Here is a 24,864-nt window from a genome sequence, read left to right on the forward strand (position 1 = left end):
GCTGGTGGTAATGACAGTTTGTTTGGGGAACAAGGAGATGATAGATTATCCGGTGATGCTGGAAATGATAGCTTGTATGGTGGTGTGGGGAATGATACCTATTCTTTCCTAGCTAATTCTGCCTTGGGAACCGACACAATTATAGAAACCACAACAGGTGGTACTGACACTATTAACTTTGGCGGTACTACAGTTGCCGTCAACGTAAATTTAGGTGTAACTACCTCGCAAACGGTTAATAGCAATCTCAAGCTCATTCTCTCTGCCAACAATGTTATCGAAAATGCAACGGGTGGCACAGGTAATGACAGTCTCACTGGTAATACACTCAATAACACTCTGATTGGCAATGGCGGAAATGACCAACTCCAAGGGTTGACGGGGAATGATATCTATTCTTTTGTAGCTAATAGTGCATTGGGAACCGACATAATTACAGAAACCACAACAGGTGGTACTGACACTATTAACTTTGGCGGTACTACAGTTGCCGTCAACGTAAATCTAGGTTTAACTACCTCGCAAACAATTAATAGCAATCTCAAGCTCATTCTCTCTGCCAATAACGTGATCGAAAATGCAACAGGTGGCGCAGGTAATGACAGCCTCACTGGTAATACACTGAATAACACTCTAATTGGCAATGGCGGAAATGACCAACTCCAAGGGTTAGCAGGAAACGATACCTATTCTTTCCTAGCTAATGCTGCCTTGGGAACCGACACAATTATAGAAACCACAATAGGTGGTACTGACACTATTAACTTTGGCGGTACTACAGTTGCCGTCAACGTAAATCTAGGTTTAACTACCTCGCAAACAATTAATAGCAATCTCAAGCTCATTCTTTCTGCCAACAATGTTATCGAAAATGCAACAGGTGGCACAGGTAATGACAGCCTCACTGGTAATACACTGAATAACACTCTGATTGGTGGTGATGGAAATGATCAACTCCAAGGGTTAGCAGGAAATGATACCCTTCAAGGAGGCAATGGTAATGATATTCTTACAGGTGGAGTTGGTAATGATAAATATCTTTTCCAAAGCAATGGTGTATTTAACACAAGTTTAGGTATTGATAACATCACCGACTTTGAAGTGGGACAAGACCAGATTGTGCTGAGTAAAACCACTTTCAATGCTGTTACTAATACTGTGGGACAGGCTTTAACTGACTTTGCAGTTGTCAGTAATGATCAATTAGTCAACGCTAGTAATGCGCGTATTGTCTTTAGTCTAGGTAGTGACAAGTTATTCTATAACCAGGATGGCAATGTTTTGGGTACAGGAACAGTGTTTGAGTTTGCTCGTTTTGGAAATCCTAATATTACTTTGAGTAGTAGCAATTTCACTCTGATTGCCTAGCTTTTTAGGGATTAAGATGTTCTACATCTTAATCCCTTATTTGCTCAATAAAGGTACTTTAGGCGTTGCTGATTAGATGTATGAATATTGGTGTAGAGATGTTGCTATGCAATGTCTCTACAAAGGTTTTTAAATCACACAAAATAATTTTTATAGCTGAATTCACTAACTCCATAATTTTTAGTAAATTACGGTTATAAAATCAAAAGCTTATAAAGCCAATTTTCATTGTTATCTTAAATTTACCCTGTCATCTTTAAAATTAGGTAAATTTGCATTAAGCAAGCTTTCAGTTCGCTGCTCTCGTTAACTAATCAATAACTTTTTAATTGTAATTTCTGATACTATTTATTTGCTAGATAGCTGAGTCAGCTACCCAGGCAAAAAAAAGCAATATATGCTAAGATTGTATCAAAATATAGCAATTATTCAAGAGCAATTTAGAATAATTTTGCGCTTTGTTGAGTAAAAAAGCTAAAATCTACGATTTTTGGAGATTTTTAGGTTATGACAACCTCACAGGAGAGGATTATCCCGATAGACTTGCGAACCGAAATGTCGCAGTCTTATCTGGAATACGCCATGAGCGTGATAGTGGGTCGGGCGTTGCCAGATGCCAGGGATGGTCTAAAACCTGTGCATCGTCGCATTCTCTACGCAATGCACGAGCTAGGTCTACTTCACGATCGCCCCTTTAAGAAATGCGCCCGTGTGGTCGGGGAAGTGCTGGGTAAATATCACCCCCACGGCGACACGGCAGTGTATGATGCCTTGGTGCGGATGGCACAGGATTTTTCCATGCGATCGCCCCTAGTTAACGGACATGGTAACTTTGGTTCGGTAGACAACGATCCGCCAGCCGCAATGCGGTACACAGAATGCCGCTTACAAGCTTTAACTAGCGCTGGTCTACTCCACGACATTGAGTATGAAACCGTAGACTTTGCCGATAACTTCGACGGTTCCCAGCAAGAACCCACAGTTTTACCAGCACGGATTCCCCAATTGTTGCTCAACGGTTCCTCTGGGATTGCCGTGGGCATGGCAACCAACATTCCGCCGCACAACTTGGGCGAATTAATTGATGCTTTGGTGGCTGTAATCCACAATCCAGAAATCACCGATCTCGAATTAATGCAGTATGTCCACGGCCCAGACTTTCCGACTGGGGCGCAAATTTTGGGGACATCTGCCATTCGTGAAGCTTATACTACCGGGCGTGGTTCCATTACCATGCGTGGTGTCGCTAACATTGAAACCGTTGAACAACGGGGACGCCCAGATAGAGAAGCAATTATCATTACCGAATTGCCCTATCAAACCAATAAAGCGGCGCTAATTGAAAAAATCGCCGAAATGGTGAACGAGAAGCGTTTAGAGGGCATCGCAGATATCCGGGATGAAAGCGATCGCGACGGGATGCGAGTTGTCATCGAACTCAAGCGTGATGCTTATCCCCGCGTCGTGCTGAACAACCTCTACAAGCAAACGCCACTGCAAGCCAACTTCGGCGCAAATATGCTGGCGTTGGTGAATAGCGAACCCCAAGTCCTCACCCTCAAGCAGTTCTTAACCGTCTTCTTGGATTTCCGCATCGAATCCATTGCCAGACGCACCCGCTACGAACTACGGAAAGCTGAGGAACGCGACCATCTCTTGCAAGGGTTATTAATTGCCCTATCTCAGTTAGATCCGATTATTGTTTTGATTCGCCATGCGCCCGATGCGCCCACAGCCAAAGGCGAATTAATCACAACTTACGGACTCTCAGAAGTGCAAGCAGATGCGATTTTGCAGATGCAATTACGGCGGTTGACTGCTTTAGAAGCAGACAAAATTCGTCTGGAACACGATGAATTGCAAGCGAAGATTACCGACTTGCAAGATATTTTGGCACGCCGGGAAAGAGTGCTGGAAATCATTGAAACTGAAGTCGGGCAACTGAAAACCAGCTTCGCTACACCCCGCCGCACGATAATTTTACCAGGGGAAGGGGATTTAGACGATCGCGATCTAATTGCCAATGAAAAAGCGATCATTTTGGTTACAGAGCAAGGCTACATCAAACGGATGCCAGTCAACACCTTTGAAGCCCAAAGCCGTGCTACCAGAGGTAAAGCCGCAGCCAAGGTGAAAGATGATGACACCATTGAGCATTTCTTGACTTGCTGCGATCACGACAGTATTTTATTCTTTAGTGAGCGTGGTGTCGTTTATTGCCTGAGAGCTTATCAAATTCCAGCGAGTTCGCGTACCAGTCGCGGGACACCAATCGTCCAAATGCTACCGATTCCCAAAGAGGAAAAAATCACCTCGATTGTACCCGTTGACGAGTTTAGCAACGAAGAATATCTGGTCATGCTCACCAAGGGCGGCAATATCAAGAAAACCGAATTGGCAGCCTTTAGTCATATTCGCGCCAATGGTTTGATTGCCATTTCCTTAGAAGAAGGCGATCAACTGCGCTGGGTGCGACGCGCCAGAGTAGAGGATAGCGTAATCATTGGTTCTCGTAACGGGATGGCGATTAACTTCCGGTGCAACCACGAACAACTGCGTCCTTTAAGTAGGGCGACTCGTGGCGTGAAAGCCATGAAACTCAAGAATAAAGATGAACTGGTGGGTATGGATATTCTCCCCGCAGCAATTCTTGAAACTTTGGATGTTGCAGAAGCCGAAATTGAAGATATCGAAACAGTCGAAGCAGTCGAAGCAGTCGAAGCAATCGAAACAATCGAAGCAGAAGATATCGAAATTACCGAAATTAATGAAGAGTCCGCAGAAGTGCCTAGCAGTGGCGTAGTTGGCCCTTGGGTGTTGGTAATTACAATGGGAGGATATGGTAAGCGCGTACCCGTTGCCCAATTCCGCCTGCAAAATCGTGCTGGACAGGGTTTAATGGCAACCAAGTTCAAAAACCGCAAAACCAAGGACAAGCTAGCAACCCTACGCATTGTGAACAACGATGATGATGAAATCATGATGGTGACAAATCGCGGTATTATCATCCGTCAAGCGGTAAATGCGATTTCGATCCAATCGCGATCGGCAACTGGAGTCAGAGTGCAGCGTTTAGATGAAGATGACGCCATTACCGGAGTGGCAATAGTTCCACCTGATGCTGTCGATGCAGAAGAAGCAGAATAAAAAGCAGGGGGAGCAGGGGAAGCAGGGGAGGCAGGGGGAGAAATTAACCGCCTTACTCCCTTACTTAATTGCCTTAGCCAGTGGGATTTCAATGGGGCTAACCGTCGCCCCAGTAGGCGCATGGTTCTTGGCTTGGATTGCCCTAGTTCCCTTATGGGTGCTAATTGTCACTTCAGCCAAAAACCAAAACCAATCCCCCCCTGCTCCCCCATCTCCCCCTGCCCCCCCTGCCCTCCTCTGGGGTATCGGTTATCACGGTGTCGCCCTATCTTGGATTACCGGAATTCATCCAATGACATGGTTGGGTGTTCCTTGGTTGCCGAGTTTGGCAATTACTCTTTTTTGTTGGGGATTTCTCAGCCTCTTGGGAGGCGTATTTGTTACTATCTGGGCGGCTGTAATGGTTCGCCTAGCCGGACAAAAACCGTGGCTACGTGTACTGATTGGTACAGCCGTCTGGTGCGGCTTAGAAAGTCTATGGAGTGCCGGGCCTCTGTGGTGGAGTTCCCTTGCTTACACCCAAAGTCCGCATAATCTCGTAATTGTACATCTGGGACAACTCTCTGGGCCTAATACTGTGACAGCAGCAATAGTTGCTGTTAATGGTTTAATTGCTGAAGCGTATATAAACCGCCAAGATACCAAGATATCATCTGCGTCTTCTCTACGAGACGCTATGCGAAGGCGGTTCGTTAATAAATACTTAGTTGTCGCCACAGGACTATTAATTACCTTACACCTCATTGGTTTTATCTTATATAGCCGTCCCATCGCCCAAGTCCCAGAAGCAGCCTTGAAAGTGGGGATTATTCAAGGTAATATCCCAAACCGACTTTTACGAAGTTCCGAAGGGTTTCGTCGCGCCCAAGAAAACTACACCAATGGATATCTAACTTTAGCAGACCAAGGTGTAGATGCAGTCCTCACCCCTGAAGGAGCCTTACCTATTTTCCAGCGCAACTTGATGGAAACTGCTTTAGTCGCAGCAGTGAAGAAAAAAGGTGTAGTTGCTTGGATTGGGGCTTTTGGCGAACGGGGAGACAGTTATACAATTAGCTTGTTTAGTTTCAACGGTAAGGGTGAAATTGTCAGCCGCTACGATAAAGCCAAACTAGTACCATTGGGAGAATATATTCCTTTTGAAGAAATTTTAGGCGGACTAGTTCAGCGTTTGTCACCTTTGGAGGCACACCAAGTTCCTGGTTCAGCAAATCAGATATTTGACACTCCATTTGGTCGTGCGATCGCTAGTATATGTTACGAATCTGCTTTTCCTGAGCAATTTCGCTATCAAGCTGCGGCGGGTGGGCAATTTATCCTCAGTTCTTCTAACGATGCCCATTACAGTGCATCCATGCCATTCCAGCACCATGCACAGGATATCATGCGGGCAATTGAAACTGATCGATGGTCAGCACGGGCAACTAATACCGGATATTCAGCCTTTGTAGATCCTCACGGTAGAACTTTGTGGATATCTGGATATAATACTTACGAAACTCATGCCGAAACAATTTATCGGCGACAAACACAAACTTTATATGTGCGTTGGGGTGATTGGTTAACACCGTTGTTGTTGATATCCTCTGGAGGAGCTTGGCTGGTAATTAAATTTAGCAATACAAAGAAATTGAGTAATTAGCAATCAGGTATTTCATCCAAAATTGGATTTACTGTTAATTAAAGTGTAATTAATATTGCTGGTGTATTGTTTTTCTTTCTCTTACATTAGAGATTTCAGGAAAAAGTTTCAGTATTATGACTATTTATACACACCTTGATCCAATTTACAATTATCCATAAGGCTGAAATTTAAATACAATATTTCATACCAAATTAAGTTAAAAAAAACTATATAAGCGATAATTTGCTGACTTTAAGGTGTTTTAATAAAGTTATTACCGAAAGTCTAGTAGAAGCAAAAACATGAAAGGTTTCAGGAAGTTATCCTCAATAGCGCTATTGCTATGTGCCTTTGTGTATCCGCCCTCATTAGCTGAAGCAAAAGATATTTCTTTAGATAATGCTCGCAATGAACAGAGCGCTGCACCAGAAGCTAACCTAGTTGGAGATAAAACTGGAGAGCTTTTAATTGCTCAACGGCGGCCAGGAAGATACAGAATGATCCGACGACGGCAGATTATCCGACGCCGGCAGTCCTTAAGACGATACCCAAGTATCCGACGCCGACAGTCCTTAAGACGATACCCAAGTATCCGACGGCAGCAGTTAAGACAACGGCAGATTATCCAACGACGGCAGCCTTACGGACGATACGAAAATATTCGCCGTCGTTATTAACGACAGATGATGTCAATTATTGTCAGGTTTTGGGAAAAAGGGAAAGAAAAAACCTTTAACCTTTTCCCCAAACCAAATTCTTAGTTAAAAATGCAAAATCCGAGCAATATTGCGGCTGATGTAACGAACTAGTGGTTAGTGGTTTAACCACTAACCACTAACTATTATTATCTTTTAATGGCTTGCTACTACCTCTCCTTCAAGGCGAACTAGTCGGTCTGCCAAAAGTTTTTCAAGGTCTTCTAGTGCCTTGGTAAAACCTTTGATGCCCTCATCTAGTTTGTCGGTTGCCATGCGGTCAGCAGCGTGCATTTTGTCATAGCTAGCTTTGTCAATGGATATCTTTTCGATTTCCAAGCTTGCTGCCTTGGCGGGGTCAAGTTTACGTGGCAGTTCTGCAACAGTTGACTGCAATTCAGCTAAAAGTGATGGTGAAATGGTCAGCAAATCACTACCGGCAAGTTCAGTAATTTCACCAAGGTTACGGAAGCTAGCTCCCATAACTTCGGTTTTGTAGCCGAATTTCTTGTAGTAGTTGTAGATTTTGGTGACTGACAAAACTCCTGGATCTTCGGCTGCTGGGTAGCTATCGCGTCCGGTATCTTTTTTGTACCAGTCGAGAATCCGACCAACGAAGGGAGAAATTAGGGTGACGCCGGCTTCTGCACAGGCGATCGCTTGGTGAAGACCAAACAACAATGTAAGGTTACAGTGAATACCTTCTTTTTCGAGAATTTCCGCAGCGCGAATGCCTTCCCAGGTGGTGGCAATTTTAATTAAAACGCGATCGCGGCCAATTCCGGCAGCTTTATACTGGGCAATTAAGTCCCGTGCTTTAGTCAGGGTAGCTTCGGTATCGTAGGACAAGCGAGCATCCACTTCCGTAGACACGCGACCGGGAATGATTTGCAAAATCTTTAATCCAAAGGCAACTGCTAAACGGTCAAAAGCCAAAGAAACTATCTGTGCTTGGGTGGCTTCGGCTCCAGCATCTTTCTTTGCCTGAAGTAAAGTTTGATCGACAATTCCCTGATATTCTGGCATTTGCGCCGCAGCAGTAATCAGAGAAGGATTGGTGGTGGCATCTTGGGGTTTGAACTTTTCAATTGCCTGGATATCCCCTGTATCTGCGACCACAACAGTCACTTCTCGCAATTGTTCCAGTAAATTCTTAGACATAAAAGACTCCGTGATGTTTGTTTAGGATTTACTTATTCCCCAGTTCTTACCAAGTGAGTGCTGAGTGCTGAGTGCTGAGTTAGGAGTAGAGATGCGATTAATCGCGTCTGTACAAGAGTTATTTATTTCCTTGTCTCCCTAGTCCCTAGTCCCCAATCACCAGTCCCCAGTTTACTGTTCCTTCAATTCTGATTCTGGCAATTTTTCTTAATCATTGCCCAATTTTGCTTACTATCTTGAGCCACAGCCTTATTCTAAGTGCCTTATGCGGAAATTGGCTGTCCAATGGAATGCACTTTGATTAAACTAGTTGTGCCCGATTTACCAATTGGAACACCAGAGGTAATTACTACTTTATCGCCCTTATTCGCTAAACCCATGTCTACAACGGTGTTCACCACATTGGTAAACATCTCTTCGGCATTGTGGACTGGTGGAATCAGCAAAGCTTCCACACCCCAAGAAAGCGCTAGTTGGCGATAAGCGGTGATGTCGGAGGTGAGGGCAATAATGGGAGAAGTAGGCCGGTATTTAGACACCATTCTCGCCGTATTCCCTGATGAAGTGTTACAGAGAATTGCCCGTGAACCTGTTTCATAAGCGATGCGACAGACGGATTCTGCCACAGATTCGGTAACGCTGAGACTGCCTGCTTCATGACACCAAGCATGTTTGCTACCCTCATCTAGAGCCTGTTCTGTCCGCACGGCGATGTTGTGCATCATCTGGACGGCGGCGATGGGATATTGTCCGACAGCGGTTTCACCAGAAAGCATTACCGCATCCGTACCATCTAAGATGGAGTTGGCAACATCGGTTGCTTCGGCGCGGGTGGGGTCAGGGGCGCTAATCATCGACTCTAGCATTTGGGTGGCTGTAATCACCGGCTTGCCAGCACGATTGCAACGGCGAATAATATCTTTTTGAATTAAGGGTACCTCGTGAATTGGCACTTCTACCCCTAAATCGCCACGGGCAATCATAATCGCGTCCGCAACCTTCAGAATAGAGTCAAAATTCTCTACTGCCTCTGCTCTTTCGATTTTGGCAATTAGGCGAATGGAAGCACCAGCAGCTTCAATCATTCGTCTAGCGGGTTCTAAGTCTTGTGGCGATCGCACGAAGGACACCGCTACCCAGTCTACACCCAACTGAATCCCAAAGCGGAGATCCAGCAAGTCTTTTTCGGTGATCGAACTAACAGGTAAAGGAGTTTGCGGTAGGTTCACTCCTTTGTGCGTGGAAATTAGCCCGCCAATTTTTACTTGGGCGCGAATGCGATCGGCATCGCGATCGGTAACAATCAATTTGACGCGACCATCATTAATTAAAATTGGTTCACCTGGTCGCACCATTGCGAACAAAGTCGGCAAAGGTAGGGGTAGTTCGTCAATACTCTCGCCCTTTTCTTGCAAAACAAAGGTGACTTCAGTACCGGCTTCTAAATTTAAACCTTCCGGTGGTAAAGTTCCCAAACGAATCTTGGGGCCACATAAGTCTTGCATAATTGCGATCGGCTTTTGCTGCTCAGTACTAATCTGTCTGAGATAGTGAGCCGTTTGGGCATGGAATTCATAAGCCCCGTGGGAAAAATTCAGCCGTGCCACATTCATTCCAGCTTTTACCAAGGCTTGCAGCTTTTCAGGTGCAGATGTAGCCGGCCCAACAGTACAAATGATTTTGGTTCGACGCATAGGGATTGGGGGTTGAGGAGTAACCTGTGAATTCGTAATTCGTAATTCGTAATTCGTAATTTAGAGACTTCAGATTTTATTTAGGTTTTCGGGTTTAAATCTTTAGCCTTCTTTCAAAGAATTAGTATTACGAGCCAAAAATCACATGTGCTTCATATCACCGGTTTGCTAAATAAAAATACTAGATTGCGTTTTGTTATCTTTTCTTTCCCATTTGACCCAAATCCCAAAAGTCAAAGGTTAATCACCAATGACTATTAAACAATTCGTAGTTCGTAATTATATTTTGTAACGGGGATTTCAACCCCGACTAATAACATACAAGCTGTTTATTATTCGTGAGTTTCAACCCCTATTAAATTACGAATTACGAATTACGAATTATCAAGCAGCTGTCGGTGCGAGTTTTTCCTTCTGTGACATAGACAACATTAGGTCAATCACACGATTTGAGTAGCCCCACTCGTTGTCATACCAGGCAATTACCTTGAAGAAGTTGGAGTTCAACTCAATCCCAGCGCCTGCATCGAAGATACTGGAATGGGTATCTCCTTGAAAATCTGTGGAAACTACTTCTTCGTCTGTGTAACCCAAAATACCGGCTAGTGAACCTGCGGCAGCCTCCTTCATGGCAGCACAGATTTCCTTGTAACTGGTGGCTTTGGCAGTTTTGAAAGTTAAATCAACTACAGAGACATCGGGAGTCGGAACTCGTAATGCCATCCCAGTTAATCTGCCCTTCAATTCTGGTAAAACCAGTGCCACGGCTTTTGCTGCGCCTGTGGAGGAGGGAATAATATTTTGGGATGCACCTCGACCACCCCGCCAGTCTTTCTTGCTGGGGCCGTCTACAGTTGGCTGAGTGGCAGTCATGGCGTGAACTGTGGTCATCAACCCTTCAGTCAACCCAAAATTGTCATTGATAACCTTAGCGATGGGAGCTAAACAGTTTGTAGTGCAGCTAGCATTGGAGACAATGATATCCTTGCCAGGATCAAATAGGTGATGATTGACACCCATTAACAGGGTAGTAACTCTATCTGGATCTTTGGTGGGAGCGGAAATTACCACTCGCTTTGCACCTGCCTTCAGGTGGTTTGCAGCTCCTTCGTAGTCGGTGAAGAGTCCGGTCGCTTCCACGACATAATCTGCACCTGATTTTCCCCAAGGTAACTCTGCTGGATTTCTAACTGACACACAAGGAATGAAATGTCCGTCAATCAGGATGCCGTCTTCCTTAGCTTCAACCTTGTGCTTTAATTTACCGTGGGTTGAATCGTACTTTAATAGATAAGCGAGGTTATCTGGTGGTACTAGATCGTTAATGCCCACAAACTCGATATTGGGGTTATCGATGCCGGCGCGAAGCACAAGTCGCCCAATTCGACCGAAGCCATTGATACCAACTTTCAATTTAGTCAAGATTAAACCTCCCGTTGTGGAAGTTGAACAAAAGGAGAAAGTTAAAAGTCAAAATAGATTGCCTTTTACTCTTTACTCTCTGATCCTGACAGTCTCAGTCGGCTAAGGCATATTTACTTGGCATATTTTAAGGATTGGGGATTGGGGACTGGGGACTGGGGACTGGGGGCTGGAGACTGGGGACTGGGGGCTGGGGACTGGGGACTGGGAGGTTTGAGTCTTTGAAGAGTGGATGACCGAGGCTCTAATTCTTTTTGTTCCTAGTCCCTAATCCCCAATCCCCAATTCAAGTTGGTTGGACAAATCGCTTAATTTCGCCACAGGCAATATAAGACTTGCCATCAGGTGCGGTTTTGACTTCATCAACGATGTAAAGCATACCTTCCTCGCGAACCGATCGCGGAAAACGCATGTTCCAATCTGGTTCATATCCGTCGGAAACTACCCTAGCACGTAGCTTACTGCCATCTTTGACACACTGAACTAGAATGCTGTCCCCTACACTGTCAGTTGTGGGGAGATCGGCGGCACTGGCAGGACCTTTGGAAGCTTTGCCTGTGTTAGTTGGATGCGATCGCCTAGGGGCAACGAAAATATCTGCTTCACCGGGTTGAGCAAAACGGGTGATATCACCACGTACACGGTAGAAAGTGGCATCAGTTGAGAGTTCCAATCCCTCAACAACATAGCGTGCCCCCTCGGCACGAATGGCACGGGGAAATTGGATGTTCTTGGTTGAATCGTAGCCTTCGGAAACGACTTTTACCCGCAGTTTACCGCCTTCACGAACGCAGTACAATTCAACACCTGAACCGACTTCATTCACAATCGGCATCGCGTACACTTCATCGCCAGCAGTGACACCGCGACCCACCAAATCGCTACGATTGCGCGTCATCGTCTGGTAAGTCTGATCGCGCATCTCTTTCCGTCCGGCATTGCCTAGAGCTTTTTGGGCGATCCGACCTGCAAAATACTCAAGCTGATCGATCTCTTCAGCAATTTCAAAATTCTCATTTAACCCTTTATCCCGCAATTCTTTCACCAGCGCCCGCAGGATTTGTTCAGCTTCCTCATGTCTGCCATGTTCAGCTAGATTGAGTCCTGTCTCTTTAGCCTTAGCGATGTTGAGGCGACTCAGTTCAAGAATGATATGGCTCGTAGAAGCAAAAGCAGCTTCCTCAATGGTGCCAACTTTGGCGACGACATCGGCTGTACCTGATACGCTTTGAATCAGGTTATTCTGCACAACATCGGCGCTGTAATGCAACTTCATTACTGGTAAATCACCAATTTGAGCGCTTGATATCTCCAAACTCAAGCCGAGAAGTTTGTCTTCACCCTCGTAAAGCTCTCCCAAAGTGAGGACAGCTTGACCAGCGTCATTCTGGGTAACTTTAGCAAGACTTAAGGTATCAACAAGGCTGACACCATCAGCTAATTCCAGCGTCACCTTGAGATTCTGTCCCACTACTGCTCTGAGACTGTCTAGCTCAATACTAAACACTTCAGTTGCTTCATCGATGCTTTGAATGAAGTAGAAGTTGCCCGTGGCGGCTCTTGCCATCCCAATCAGCAGGTCTTCATTGAAACCCTGAGCAAAACCTAACGTAGTTGTAGTAATGCCCTCCTCAGCTTTTTGCCCCGATGTCGCTGTCAGTACCTTCGGGTCTTGAATGCCCATATTGGCGTGACCATCGGTAAGCAGGAGAACACGGTTGATTTTTTGCGGATCAAGTCGCGTCTTTACGTGTTCACAGCCTTTGAGCCATCCCCCTGATAAATTGGTAATACCGCCTGCTCTCACCTTGCGGATAGAATTTTTCAGTGCGGCCTTGTCAGTCACAGCTTGGGGTGGTACAACACTGTCCACTTCATCGTCGTAAACAACTACTGAGAGAATGTCATTTGGCTCAAGTTGATCGACCACAGACTCAGCGGCTTTGAGCGCGTGATGCAAGGGAGCGCCAGCCATCGAGCCGGAACGGTCAATTACAAGAGAAAGGTTAAGGTGACGTCGGGGAGATTCAGCTATATCAGCACGAAAACGTAGCAGAATATTAGTCTTTAATGAAGATCCTGTGGGGAGGATAGACTGGTCAAATTCGTAACTTGTCTTAATCATTTTTTATATCCCTCAAAATTGTCTGTGATAAGCTACAAGCCCTATGATGACGAGACAGTAAGTGCTTTACTTAGTTTACCCAGAAATTAGTTTGTTCAGTGTCAAAATAGAATTTAATGTAAGATTTTATAGTTTTTATATCTCGTCAGTAATCGTTTTTTTGGGAAAAGTTTGTGATCTACTGACTTGATCCTTCTCCACTCTTCGGTACTAAAAGGCGATCGCACTGGTCACTATTGCGGGAAACTGAAAGCAGATATATTAGGAGAGGAGAACCTAATGAGTTGGACTAAAGTTCTTGCAGTCGCAGCACTTTCCCCAGGTGCGCGAGAAGTGGTGAAAGTTGGGAACCGGAAAATTCTGCTTTTGAATCACGAAAATCAGCTTTATGCTGTAGATAACACCTGTCCTCACTTAAAATTGCCTCTGAAAAGTGGCAAAATCAATGAAAGTGGGGCAATTGTTTGTTCTTTCCATCACAGTGCTTTTGACCTGCGGACTGGTGAAGTAAAAGACTGGTGTTCCTGGCCACCTGGTGTAGGTAAGGTACTGTCGTTGGTTTCACAACCAAAGGCACTACCAGTGTTTCCAATTCGTGTGGAAGAAGGCAGTATCTGGGTTGATGTACAAGAGGAATAGCACCCTCTCCCTGAATTTACCGAAACAATACTGAGTAAAAAAGCATTGAAGAAGAATTCAGAAGTCAGAATTCAGGAGCGGAGCCGGAGATGCTCCGCCTCCGGTCAGAATCAAGACGCTCCTGCGTCGCTAACGCTGCGCTATCAGTCGGGGATTCAGACCCGCGACTGACTGAAGACCACTAAATTTTCAATTTAGTGGGGGTGCAAAAACGCCGATTATTCAGACGCTCGCAGACTCGCTCTAAGCGAAGCCATGCCGTTGGCGGAGCCTCTCGTAGAGAAGGCTTTACGCTGCGCTATCCGCCAGTCGTACAGAAAACATTGCTGAATTCTGACTCCTGACTCCTGAATTCTGTTCGATAAAAACCCCAGCAGATGAGTTTAGCTGGGGTTTATATCCAAATTTACCTATTGCAGAGATATAGAAACCATTGAATCAAGCAGTTTGAACACTTTGCTGTGATGTAATGTTAGGTTGTGTGTTACCGTTGCCGGCTTCTATAGAAGCTGTAGCACTTTGAGATTGTCCTAAATTCACTTTGAATACCTTGCTTTGCTCTTGCTCAAGCTTGGGTAAAGTCAAAATTAAAATCCCATCTTTCAAGTCTGCCTTAACTTGTTGATTCTGAACTTTGCTTGGTAGAGCAATTACTCTAGTGAAGTTGCCATACCGGAATTCAGAATGAACTTTAGCGTTAGATTGGGAATGTTTTTCGTAACGATGCTCACCTGTAATTGAAACTGCATCTTGAGTGACTTGAATATCCAAGTCTTTAGCTTCTACGCCTGGAATCTCAACTCTTAATAGCCACTCTGAACCATTGTCGTATAACTCAACAGCAGGAACCCATGCTGTTCTCGGTGATGGAGAAGAAATATCTGAGTTGCCACGTTCGGCTGCTGTAAGCTCAGAGAAAAGTTGATCCATTTGACGACGCAGAATCTCCATTTCACGGAATGGTTCCCAACGAATGAGTGCCATATCTGAATCTCTCCTTAACTTTCTAATTCAATTTTGGGTAATCAAACAAAGTTTTAGAGGTATTTAGAGGTTTTAGATATTTAAGCAATCATCGAACCTCTATTTTGTTTAGAGAGGAGCTTTATTTACTTTGTTTCTTCTCTCTAGTAAGTAATTTAATAAAATCAAAATCTAAAAACAGTCGGGTAAACCGTACAGACATAGGTTGGATTTACCGTATCAAACAAAAGAAGGGTGAAAAGCTTGAGAATAGTTGATATCAAGGTAAGTAGGCAATAAGAAATTAAACTATAATTACGTAATGTAAAGTTAATTAAATTCGCTTGTATTCAAAGGCTCCAGCCTATTCTAAGGGCTAGAGCAGGTGATTTTTCTCTTAACGGTGACGCTGCACGTAGCCAGGATTTACGCAAAACTATAGGTAGTAGAGACACGCCGTCTCGTAGAGAAACGGCTACTCTTGCGAGAACGCTTTTAGCGAACCCGCAGGGTATGGCCCCTACAAAAAATCATTCTTTTCGGCTATTGTTTGCGTAAGTCCTGATAGTTTGCCGTATACAAGCCTCGCTAAGGCTTACCCACCTTTGGCTGCGGGCGAGACGCCCACCCCACAAGAAGTAGTTGAGTATTTTTTTTGGAAGTCCTTTATGGAAAAGAAAGTACAGTGAATGCCAAACCAGCGAAACAGCAAGTTATATGGTGTATCTTTCTATTCCGATTTTTCCGCCGCAGAGATTTGGCAGTATTAACCACTTGTTCTACTTCATCTGCAACTTTTCCATACACCTTGGGCTGAAGTATGGTGGTAAGCAACGATGATTTTATTTACAATCTGGTAACAGAGTTTTGCTTTCTGATTTTATGTTCAGTTTGATTCAACAAATTAGTCTTGATTGAAAATTAACTTAGGAACTGATATGGATGCTCAAAAAATCAAAATTTTATTAGTTGATAGCAACTTAGAGAATTTACATTTTTTATCAGACATCCTTCAGCACCAAAGTTATCAGGTGCAAAGTGCCATTTCGGGACAATTGGCAATCAATACAGCGCTTGCTTTTCTCCCTGATTTGCTTTTGCTAAACGTTCTTATGCTAGATATGGATGGTTATGACATTTGTCAACATTTGAAAGCTAACGATAAAACTCAAGATATTCCAATAATCTTTTTCGGTATTTTAGATGAATTATCTGAAAAGATAAATATTTTTGATTTAGGGAATGTTGACTATATTAATCAACCATTCCAAACTACAGAAGTTTTATTACGCGTACAAAATCAACTCACTATCCAAAGACTGAAAAAACAGTTAAAAGAGCAAAATGCTCAACTGCAACAGGAGATTAAAAAGCGTCAAGAAGTTGTAGCTAAGTTAAATATTCGTAACAGACAAATAGAAGATATTTTTCAAGAAATTCCCCCTAACATTAGCAAAGCCTTTTGTAGGGAAGTTTATCAAAGCGAATGCCTTTTAGTCGAAGCTGCCCTGAAAAAGAGTGAAAGTCAGTATCGCCACCTAGTAGAAACATCCCAGGATATGATTTGGTCAGTAGATATTGATGGACTAATTACCTTTGTCAACCCGGCAGTGAAGCAGATTTATGGCTACGAACCCCAAGAAATGATCGGGCGTGCCTTGACTGATTTCATCTCACCTACACAAGTTGCTCAAGATAAAGTAGCCTTTGACTGCGTTCTTCAGGGAAAACCGATCTTCCAACATGAAACTAGCTGTGTAGCTAAAGATGGTACCTTACTTTATCTGATGTTTAATGCGATCGCATTACACAATGAAGAGGGCCTGGTTATAGGTATGACAGGCACTGCTAGTAATATTACACAGCGTCGAGGTGTAGAAAAATTACTCCAAGAAAGCACGATTAAGCTCCGCAATCATAATCTAGTGCTAACACAATTGGCGCAAAATCAGACGCTTTATCAGGGTGACTTGAAAGCAGCTTTGAGTAAAATCACTGAAACGGCTGTCAAGAATATTGGGGTGGAACGAACCAGTATTTGGCTCTATGACGAAACAGGCATGAAAATTCAGTGTTTTGATCTATTTGAGGCTAGTCGCAATCAACATAGTGAAGGACTTTCCTTATCAGCAGCCGACTATCCAGCTTATTTTGCAGCTTTGCAGCAAGACCAACCAATCGCCGCAGATGATGCTCATACAGATTCTAGAACTAAAGAATTTTCTGCGTCTTACTCAAGATTAAACATCACCTCTATACTCGATACACCCATTAGGCTGGAGGGAAAGACTGTAGGAGTTTTATGTCTGGAAGCAGTGGGAGTTACTCATCATTGGACACTAGAAGATCAAAATTTCGCTCGCTCTCTGGGCAATTTAACATCCTTGGTGTTGGAGGCAAAAGAACGCCAACGCGCAGAAGCAGCGCGACGGGCTTCTGAAGAAAAGTTAGCATCAGCTTTTCGGTCATCTCCCGATCCAATTGCCTTAATTACTGTTCTCAATAAACGCTATGTCGAAGTTAACGACAGCTTTTGTCGATTTTTTGGTTATTCTCGTTCTCAGGTGATCAATCGCACCGATCAAGAATTGAATATTTGGGTGAATCCAGAAGAATATAATTTTCTCACCCATATCTTGCAACAAACAAAAGCCATCCGCAACTATGAGATTGATGTCTGCACTTCAACAGGAGAAATCAGGACAACACTTTTGAGTGCGGAAATGATCAAGATTTATGGACAATGGTACGTACTAGGCACCGCCAAAGATATAACTGAACGCAAGCAGGCAGAAAATGAAAGTCGTTTGTTACTGTTGACAACCCAAGCCATCACTCGCGGTAGTAATGTCAACAGCGCCTTAATGGTGGTATTGCGCTTAATTTGTCATACCATTGGCTGGGATTTTGGTGAAGCATGGATACCTAATGAAGACAGAACTGTTTTAGAACACAGTCTGGGCTGGTACGGTGAGCAGAGTAGCTTAGAAGAATTCTGCCGCCAAAGTCAAGCCGTGAAATTTCCTTTGGGAGTGGGACTACCAGGAAGAGTTTGGCAGAACCAGGAACCAGAATGGATAGAAGATGTTTCTAAAGTTACACAACCAATTTTTTTGCGATCGCGACAAGCAGCCAAAGTAGGATTAAAAGCTGGTTTTGGTGTTCCCATAGTCTCTGGGAAGCAAGTATTAGCTGTTTTAGTATTTTTTAAACGTAGCTCAGTATTGGTAGATCGACGTTTGCTTTTGCTAGTCAGTGCTGTTGCTGCTCAGTTGGGTGGGTTGATTGAGCGCAAAACCCTAGAACAAGAACTAGCACTCAGAGAAGCTCGCCTCAATGCCTTTTTTAGTAGTGCCCCCGTTGGCATGAACATCGTAGATAACCAACTGCGATTTGTGCAAATCAACCAACTGCTAGCGGAGATTAATGGACTACCCCAGCAAGATCATATTGGCCAGAGAATTTATGAAGTCTTACCCCAGATGTCCCCACTAGTAGAACCAATTTATCAACAGGTTTTATTGACAGGTAAACCCATTCTCAATCAAGAATTAAGCAGCGCATCAATTCAACAACCAAATATTATCCGTCACTTCTTAGCTTCTTATTTTCCGATTCCTGGAGAAGACGATCGCCCCTCTGGTGTCGGCACAGTTTTAGTAGAAATTAGCTATCGTAAACAGGTCGAACAAGAATTGCGTTTAGCTAACGAACGCCTACAATATCTGCTCACCTCTAGCCCTGTAGTCATTTATAGCAGCAAAACATCAGAGGATTTTAGCACGACCTTTATCAGTGAGAACGTTAAAGAAATGGTGGGCTACGAAGCGCAGGAATTTATCGATAATTCCAGTTTTTGGCTGCATCACGTCCACCCACAAGATATTGAAATCATCTCGAAAAAGTTTTCCTACCTGATTGAACAGGAATACATTTCCTACGAATACCGTTGGTTACACGCTGATGGAACTTATCACTGGTTCTACGAAAAGATGAGGTTAATTTATGACGAAGCTAATTATCCTATAGAATGCGTTGGTTATTGGGCAGACATTAACGATCGCAAATTGGCAGAACTAGCTTTGCAGTCAGGTCAGCAGCGATATCAACTTCTAGCAGAAGCCTCACCAGCTTGTATATTTCACGCTGACGTAGATGGCAATGCTTTATATTTTAATCAACGCTGGAGTGAGATTACTGGATGCAGTTTAGAAGAATCTCTGGGAACAGGTTGGGCAAATGCCGTACATCCAGACGACCGCGAACAGTTCTTGTTGTTATGGAATCAAGCAAGAACCGCTAAAAAAATGTATAAGTACGAGCATCGTTTTTTGCGTGCTGATAGTGCAGTCGTCTGGGTAATTTGTCAGGCTTTACCAGAATTTGGCGAAGATGGAAAAATTAAAGGTTACATCGGCACAATTACAGATATTACCGAGAGAAAGTTAGCCGAAGAAGCCCTGCGTGAGAGTGCAGAACGCGAAAGAGCGATCGCCCAAGTGATTCAAAGAATGCGCCAAACACTCGATTTAGAGACGATATTTGCGGCTACAACCGAAGAATTACGCCAAGTACTCAACTGCGATCGGGTTGTTGTCTATCGTTTCAATCCCCACTGGAGTGGCGAATTTGTCTCCGAGTCGGTGGGTAACGGTTGGATTTCTCTAATAGAAGAACACAACAATCAGCCGCATCTCACAGAGGGTGTCTTACAAGATGGCCGTTGCCTAGCAAAAATTTTGGATGACGCGGATAACCAGCTGGAAGATCCTTATTTGCAAGCAACCCAAGGTGCAAGTTTCCGCTGTGTCCCAGACATTTACAACGCTGAGTTTCATCCTGCTTATATCAAACTCTTAGAGCGCTTTCAGGCAAAAGCCTACATTATTGTCCCCATTTTGTATGGCACTCAGCTTTGGGGATTACTGGCGAGTTATCAAAATTCCGATACCCGCCAATGGAAACCAGGAGAAATCAATATCGTAGTTCAAATTGGTAATCAGTTAGGTGTTGCTTTACAGCAGGCACAATTACTAGCGCAAACTCAAAGGCAGTCACAGGCATTGCAAGAAGCTGTGATTATTGCTGATGCTGCCAACCGCGCCAAAAGTGAATTCCTCGCCAACATGAGCCACGAACTGCGTACCCCACTCAATGCCATCCTTGGTTTTACCCAAGTCATGAGCCATGATCGTAATTTATCTACTGAACATCAGCAAAATCTAACAATCATCAATCGGGCCGGCGAACATCTCCTCAACTTGATTAACGACATTCTGGAAATGTCTAAAATTGAAGCCGGCAGAATCACATTAAATCTCAACAGTTTTGACTTAATTCGCCTGTTGGAAAATCTCAAAGAGATGTTGCGCTTCCGTGCCACATCTAAAGGATTAGAATTGGCCTTTGAATATACATCTCACCTTCCCCAATACATCCAAGCTGACGAAAGTAAACTGCGTCAAGTCTTGCTTAACCTCCTGGGAAATGCGATCAAATTTACCGATAGTGGAAGGGTGATGCTGTATGTAGGCATGGGGCAGGAGAATTGGGGAGCAGAGAGCAGGGAGCAGGGGGAGCAGGGGGAGCAGGGGGAGCAGGGGGGCAGAGGAGCAGGGGAGCAAAGGAGAATAATAAATCCCCAATCCCTAATCCCTAATCCCCAATCCCTAATCTTCGAGGTAGAAGATACTGGTCGTGGTATTGCCCCAGAAGAAATTGACTTGCTATTTGAAGCTTTTGGGCAAACTGAAACCGGAAGGAAATCTCAACAGGGAACGGGATTAGGTTTAGCAATCAGCCGCAAATACGTGGAACTAATGGGGGGAGATATTAGCGTCACCAGCACTATTGGCGAGGGAAGTAAATTTACTTTTGATATTCAAATTGGTCTAGCCGAAGCTAGCGAAATCCAGATCAAAAAAACTAGACGCCAAGTTATTAGTTTAGCGTCTGCCCAAACCGAATACCGCATCTTGGTGGTTGATGACTCTACAGACAGCCGTTTAGTGCTAATGAAAATTCTGACATCTATCGGTTTTGCAGTCCAGGAAGCGACCAATGGTCAAGAAGCGATCGCACTTTGGCAGACATGGCAACCACAGCTAATCTTAATGGATATGCGGATGCCGATTATGGATGGCTATGAAGCCACAAGAATTATTAAAGCTAGAGAAGAAACCTCAATCGAAAATTGCAAAACCATTATTATCGCCTTAACCGCTAATGCTTTTGAGGAACAACGAGAGGTAATGATCAAAGCGGGTTGTGATGATTATATTAACAAGCCTTTCCGCGAGGAAAAATTATTAGAAAAATTGAGCGAATATTTAGGAGTTCAATATATTTATCAAGAAGAAAGCTATCAGATAGTAGATGCAACGCAACAGGAAACAGAATCAATGTTGACCTTTACAGATTTAGTGACTCTATTCGCTGAAATGTCGCCGGAATGGGTGAAAGAAGTGTACACCGCCGCCGCCCAATGTAGTGATGACCTGATTTTAGAATTAATTGAGCAAATACCTTCAGAAAATGCAGTACTGCAAACTTTTATTAAAAATTTAGCTCATGATTTTCAGTTTGAGAGAATTATGGAATTGACGAGTATTTCAGGAGTATTATCCAGTTAGTAAGAATTGTAGATTGGGTAGCAATCAATACGGTTCGGATAAAGTTTTTTGATGACACGCCTTAGATCACAAAGACGCGATAAATCGCCGTCTCTTGCCTTAACCTTCTTTTTTAAGCTACGTGTAAACACATCTTTATACACAATGAAAAACATATGATCCCCCTAAATCCCCCTTAAAAAGGGGGACTTTGAGAATTTTTTGCCCCCCTTTTTAAGGGGGGTTGGGGGGATCTCTCATCTATAATCTTGACTTTGAATACTCCCCAAACGAGCAGCATCACGAATGTTATATTCGGGTCGAGTAAAGCGATTTAACTGCATCTCAAAAAAATCTCGATTGGCTTGTAAATGCTTGGGATTTTGGTCATCTAAAGGATATAAAAGTGCAGTTCGCAAGGCTTGAATTACCGCAGAAGTAACACAGTACATTGAACGTTGAAAACTAACTCCCAACTGAATCAACATATCTTCTTCACCCCGGCAATGTTGGCTGTAGTAATCAACAAGATATGGTGGTAAAAAATGCAACATATCTTGCATTAATAATGTCGGGGGAATGCCAGCAGTACCCACTGGGAATACATCAGCGTAAAGAATACCATAGTGAAAGTCTTTCTGGTCTTCTGGTACTTGACGCGCTTGAGCATTATAAGATTTTGTCCCGCGGAAGGGTGCGGTGCGGTAGAAAACAGCTTCGACATAAGGTAATGCGGCTTCATATAGCCACATGAAACCCTTGGATTTTGGAACAATTTCGTAGCATTCACCACGAATATAAACGTGATGGTAAATGGGACGACCTGCGATCGCAAATATACCATTAACTAAAAAATTCATCGCCTCTGGGACGCTGCTAATCGTACCTTCGTCATAGCGGTCGGACATTTCAAAGAATACCGGGGCCATGATTTCCCAGAATAAGCCCAGATTAGCGTAGTATGACATCTGGCGACACTGTTCCAAAAACATATCGGGGAACAGCTTGTAAAGTCCCAGCATGACGGGGTTCCCTTGGAAGTAAGCTTTAATTGCTCTGTCGGCGTTGGCTTTGTATTCTTCTGAATCTAGGTAAGGGTCAAATTGTCCACCCATCCCTCTGTGCCACAACATCGCCCGCATACAAGCTTCAGCAAACTCCATGTTAATGCGATCGTGGAACAAGTGATGCAATAACTTCGGCATTTTGAAAGTTTCACCCTTCTCAATAAATGCCAAAAGTTCTGGATGTGCAGTAGCTTCGCCGCGCCAAATTCGCAAATCGGCATCATCGCCAGCATAATGATTATGCAATTCTAAATACTCTTTGGGTAAGAAGTATTTAAAGAAGGGAAGCGGGTTTAAAAATTCGCGTTCGGCAATATAAAGTAGGTCACGCCAGTAAAAATCCATCGGTACAGCATAAGCTTTATATAAACCGATGATTTGCATCAAATTTTCTGGGGTATCGGGTAACATTGCACCGCCTGCTTCTAAGCGGTGAATTACTTCAGAAAATTCATGTTTGGAAGGAGGTAATTTAATTGCTGTTTTAATTGCTGTCATGGTAATTGTAAATTTGTAGAGACGCGATTTATCGCGTCTGAGGGATAGGTTTTGAGATGCGATAAATTGCGTATGGGCGGATAGGTTTTGAGATACGATAAATTGCGTCTGGGGGGATAGGTTTTGAGACGCGATAAATCGCCGTCTCTACAAGTGTTTTGATTTATTTCCTATTTCAGCGCTACTTCAGAGATTACGGTTTTTTCTAAAGAGGGAATTGCAGCCACCATTGTTGTCGTCGTGGATTCACTCCAACGCACTAACCAAGTGGGTTGTACTCCTAAAAAGATGATAAAGGCTGCCAAAATTAAAGCTGGGATTTTTTCAGACCATAGGACTTTGGGATAGTAAGCTAAGTTATCCAGTCTGCCAAAACAGGTGCGGTTGAGGAGAATGACAAAATAAACTGCGGTTAATCCACTAGCTACTACACACAAAATTGTTGGGATGGGAAAAGCAGAGAAACTACCTTGAAAGACGAGAAATTCGGCGATGAATCCTGTTAAACCGGGAATACCTGCGCTAGCCATTCCACTTAAAACTAATAAAGCGCTAATTAAGGGTATACCGCGTATGGGACTCATTAAACCATTGAGTTTATCTAACTCGCGTGTACCAACTTTCGCTTCCACGACTCCCACCAAGTGGAAGAGAATCGCCAAGATGATACCGTGGCTGAACATTTGGGCTACTGCACCAACGAGTGCTAAGGGAGTACTAGCAGCACCAGCTAGCAAGATATAGCCCATGTGACCGACGGAACTGTATGCTACCATGCGCTTGATATCTTTTTGAGCGATCGCAATTACTGCCCCATAGATGGCGCTGATTGCTCCCCAAATTGCCAAAGTCGGTGCAATAATACTCCAAGCGTGGGGAAACATACCCAACCCAAATCGTAGCAATCCATAGGTTCCCAGTTTTGCTAACACGCCACCAAGAAGAATGGCAATTGGTGCTGAAGCCTCAACGTAAGCATCGGGTAGCCAAGTATGGAAGGGAATTAAGGGAATTTTAATACCAAAACCTAATACTATCCCTGCTAGTAAAAGAATTTGTTTTGCTGTTGACAGATTTTCTGTAGAGACTGCATCAAAAGCAAAATTGGTAGAACCACTCAGCCACACCATACCCAAGAATGTTGCCAGAATTAAGGCTCCCGAAACAGCAGTATAAATCAGGAATTTCATCCCAGCATAACCCCGTTTTGCCCCTCCCCAAATGGAAATTAGCAAGTAAAAGGGGATTAATTCTAGTTCGTAGAATAAGAAGAATAGCAGCAAATTCTCTGCTAAGAAAGCACCTGCTACTCCTCCACTAACTAATAAAATCATGGAGTAGAACAGCCGAGGACGTTCAGTTTCTTTACTACTGCTGTAAATAGCAATCCAGGTGAGTAGGCTATTTAACACCAACATCAATATAGAAAGCCCATCAACACCTAATTGATAGCTCAAACCAAGGGTTTCATTCCAGGGTAAATACTCTTTAAATTGCATCCCCGGATTACTAATATCAAATTTTAGCAGGATAAAAAGGTTCCAGAAGAGAACTATCCCCGAAAAAAGTAATGCTATTAAACGAATGCGATAATTAGGAATATTTAGAGGTAATACTGCTATGAAAATAGCAGCTAAAATTGGCAGCCAAATCAAAACACTTAACATGGTAATTTTGTCCTTTTTCTTTTGCTTTTTGTCCTTTATGACTTACTCTTAGAGGATGTTTTAAAAGTCCTATTGTTGGTATCAAAAATTTTAGATCCCCCTAAATCCCCCTTTTGAAGGGGGACTTTAGGTGATTTCTCAAAATAATTTTACCGATGAGCAGGGCGAACAGCCGTTCTCCTC

Annotated in this window: 13 protein-coding genes; 6 read left to right on the forward strand and 7 right to left on the reverse strand. The window is 43.6% G+C overall.

Annotated features, from left to right (window positions below):
• From ABF638_RS27405 to ABF638_RS27420, 4 genes are all read left to right on the forward strand, one after another.
• Positions 1–1,368 (forward strand): M10 family metallopeptidase C-terminal domain-containing protein (locus ABF638_RS27405; RefSeq protein WP_435026044.1); only part of this gene is annotated, 1,368 nt, incomplete at its 5' end.
• A gap of 507 nt (positions 1,369–1,875) precedes the next feature.
• Positions 1,876–4,515 (forward strand): DNA topoisomerase (ATP-hydrolyzing) subunit A, encoded by a 2,640-nt coding sequence (gyrA, locus tag ABF638_RS27410; protein WP_435026045.1) that lies wholly within the window; start codon positions 1,876–1,878, stop codon positions 4,513–4,515.
• Positions 4,496–6,157 (forward strand): apolipoprotein N-acyltransferase, encoded by a 1,662-nt coding sequence (gene lnt / locus ABF638_RS27415; protein ID WP_435026047.1) that lies wholly within the window; start codon positions 4,496–4,498, stop codon positions 6,155–6,157. Before gyrA ends, lnt begins: the two co-directional genes overlap by 20 nt.
• 284 nt (positions 6,158–6,441) lie before the next feature.
• Positions 6,442–6,816, forward strand: a complete 375-nt coding sequence (locus ABF638_RS27420) for a hypothetical protein (protein ID WP_420758774.1) — start codon at positions 6,442–6,444, stop codon at positions 6,814–6,816.
• Positions 6,817–6,990: 174 nt separating this feature from the next.
• Here ABF638_RS27420 and ABF638_RS27425 read toward each other — a convergent pair whose 3' ends face one another.
• From ABF638_RS27425 to ABF638_RS27440, 4 genes are all read right to left on the reverse strand, one after another.
• The gene (locus ABF638_RS27425; protein ID WP_435026050.1) at positions 6,991–7,995 is read right to left on the reverse strand and encodes a transaldolase; all 1,005 of its coding nucleotides are present in this window, start codon (positions 7,993–7,995) and stop codon (positions 6,991–6,993) included.
• 263 nt (positions 7,996–8,258) lie between these two features.
• Entirely contained in the window at positions 8,259–9,689 is a 1,431-nt protein-coding gene (gene pyk / locus ABF638_RS27430) for a pyruvate kinase (RefSeq protein WP_435026051.1), read from the reverse strand.
• Positions 9,690–10,073: 384 nt separating this feature from the next.
• Positions 10,074–11,111, reverse strand: coding sequence for a type I glyceraldehyde-3-phosphate dehydrogenase (gene gap, locus ABF638_RS27435; RefSeq protein WP_435026052.1), 1,038 nt, complete (start codon positions 11,109–11,111; stop codon positions 10,074–10,076).
• Between the two features lie 286 nt (positions 11,112–11,397).
• Positions 11,398–13,236, reverse strand: a complete 1,839-nt coding sequence (locus ABF638_RS27440; protein ID WP_435026054.1) for a vWA domain-containing protein — start codon at positions 13,234–13,236, stop codon at positions 11,398–11,400.
• 279 nt (positions 13,237–13,515) lie between these two features.
• Here ABF638_RS27440 and ABF638_RS27445 point away from each other — a divergent pair, with 279 nt between their 5' ends.
• Positions 13,516–13,875 (forward strand): Rieske (2Fe-2S) protein, encoded by a 360-nt coding sequence (locus ABF638_RS27445; RefSeq protein WP_069074375.1) that lies wholly within the window; start codon positions 13,516–13,518, stop codon positions 13,873–13,875.
• A 438-nt stretch (positions 13,876–14,313) separates the two neighbouring features.
• Here ABF638_RS27445 and ABF638_RS27450 read toward each other — a convergent pair whose 3' ends face one another.
• The gene (locus ABF638_RS27450) at positions 14,314–14,859 is read right to left on the reverse strand and encodes an Hsp20/alpha crystallin family protein (protein ID WP_181931545.1); all 546 of its coding nucleotides are present in this window, start codon (positions 14,857–14,859) and stop codon (positions 14,314–14,316) included.
• A gap of 917 nt (positions 14,860–15,776) precedes the next feature.
• Here ABF638_RS27450 and ABF638_RS27455 point away from each other — a divergent pair.
• Positions 15,777–21,470: a PAS domain S-box protein gene (locus ABF638_RS27455; protein WP_435026055.1), complete on the forward strand. Its 5,694-nt coding sequence runs from the start codon at positions 15,777–15,779 to the stop codon at positions 21,468–21,470.
• Between the two features lie 236 nt (positions 21,471–21,706).
• On the opposite strand, the gene ABF638_RS27460 is transcribed toward ABF638_RS27455, so the two are convergent.
• Positions 21,707–23,014 carry a CO2 hydration protein gene (locus ABF638_RS27460; RefSeq protein ID WP_435026056.1) on the reverse strand — a complete coding sequence of 436 codons (1,308 nt, stop codon included), beginning with the start codon at positions 23,012–23,014 and terminating at the stop codon, positions 21,707–21,709.
• Positions 23,015–23,184: 170 nt separating this feature from the next.
• Positions 23,185–24,681 (reverse strand): NADH-quinone oxidoreductase subunit M, encoded by a 1,497-nt coding sequence (locus ABF638_RS27465; protein ID WP_435026057.1) that lies wholly within the window; start codon positions 24,679–24,681, stop codon positions 23,185–23,187.
• Positions 24,682–24,864 lie beyond the last annotated feature (183 nt).

Source organism: Nostoc sp. CALU 1950 (assembly GCF_051172895.1).
Lineage (GTDB): Bacteria > Cyanobacteriota > Cyanobacteriia > Cyanobacteriales > Nostocaceae > Nostoc > Nostoc edaphicum_A.

Excerpts from the sequence above, each read along its gene's own strand:
- gyrA (WP_435026045.1), top strand. The coding sequence starts at position 1,876 with ATGACAACCTCACAGGAGAGGATTATCCCGATAGACTTGCGAACCGAA.
- lnt (WP_435026047.1), top strand. The coding sequence starts at position 4,496 with ATGCAGAAGAAGCAGAATAAAAAGCAGGGGGAGCAGGGGAAGCAGGGG.
- ABF638_RS27420 (WP_420758774.1), top strand. The coding sequence starts at position 6,442 with ATGAAAGGTTTCAGGAAGTTATCCTCAATAGCGCTATTGCTATGTGCC.
- ABF638_RS27425 (WP_435026050.1), bottom strand. The coding sequence starts at position 7,995 with ATGTCTAAGAATTTACTGGAACAATTGCGAGAAGTGACTGTTGTGGTC.
- pyk (WP_435026051.1), bottom strand. The coding sequence starts at position 9,689 with ATGCGTCGAACCAAAATCATTTGTACTGTTGGGCCGGCTACATCTGCA.
- ABF638_RS27440 (WP_435026054.1), bottom strand. The coding sequence starts at position 13,236 with ATGATTAAGACAAGTTACGAATTTGACCAGTCTATCCTCCCCACAGGA.
- ABF638_RS27445 (WP_069074375.1), top strand. The coding sequence starts at position 13,516 with ATGAGTTGGACTAAAGTTCTTGCAGTCGCAGCACTTTCCCCAGGTGCG.
- ABF638_RS27450 (WP_181931545.1), bottom strand. The coding sequence starts at position 14,859 with ATGGCACTCATTCGTTGGGAACCATTCCGTGAAATGGAGATTCTGCGT.
- ABF638_RS27455 (WP_435026055.1), top strand. The coding sequence starts at position 15,777 with ATGGATGCTCAAAAAATCAAAATTTTATTAGTTGATAGCAACTTAGAG.
- ABF638_RS27460 (WP_435026056.1), bottom strand. The coding sequence starts at position 23,014 with ATGACAGCAATTAAAACAGCAATTAAATTACCTCCTTCCAAACATGAA.
- ABF638_RS27465 (WP_435026057.1), bottom strand. The coding sequence starts at position 24,681 with ATGTTAAGTGTTTTGATTTGGCTGCCAATTTTAGCTGCTATTTTCATA.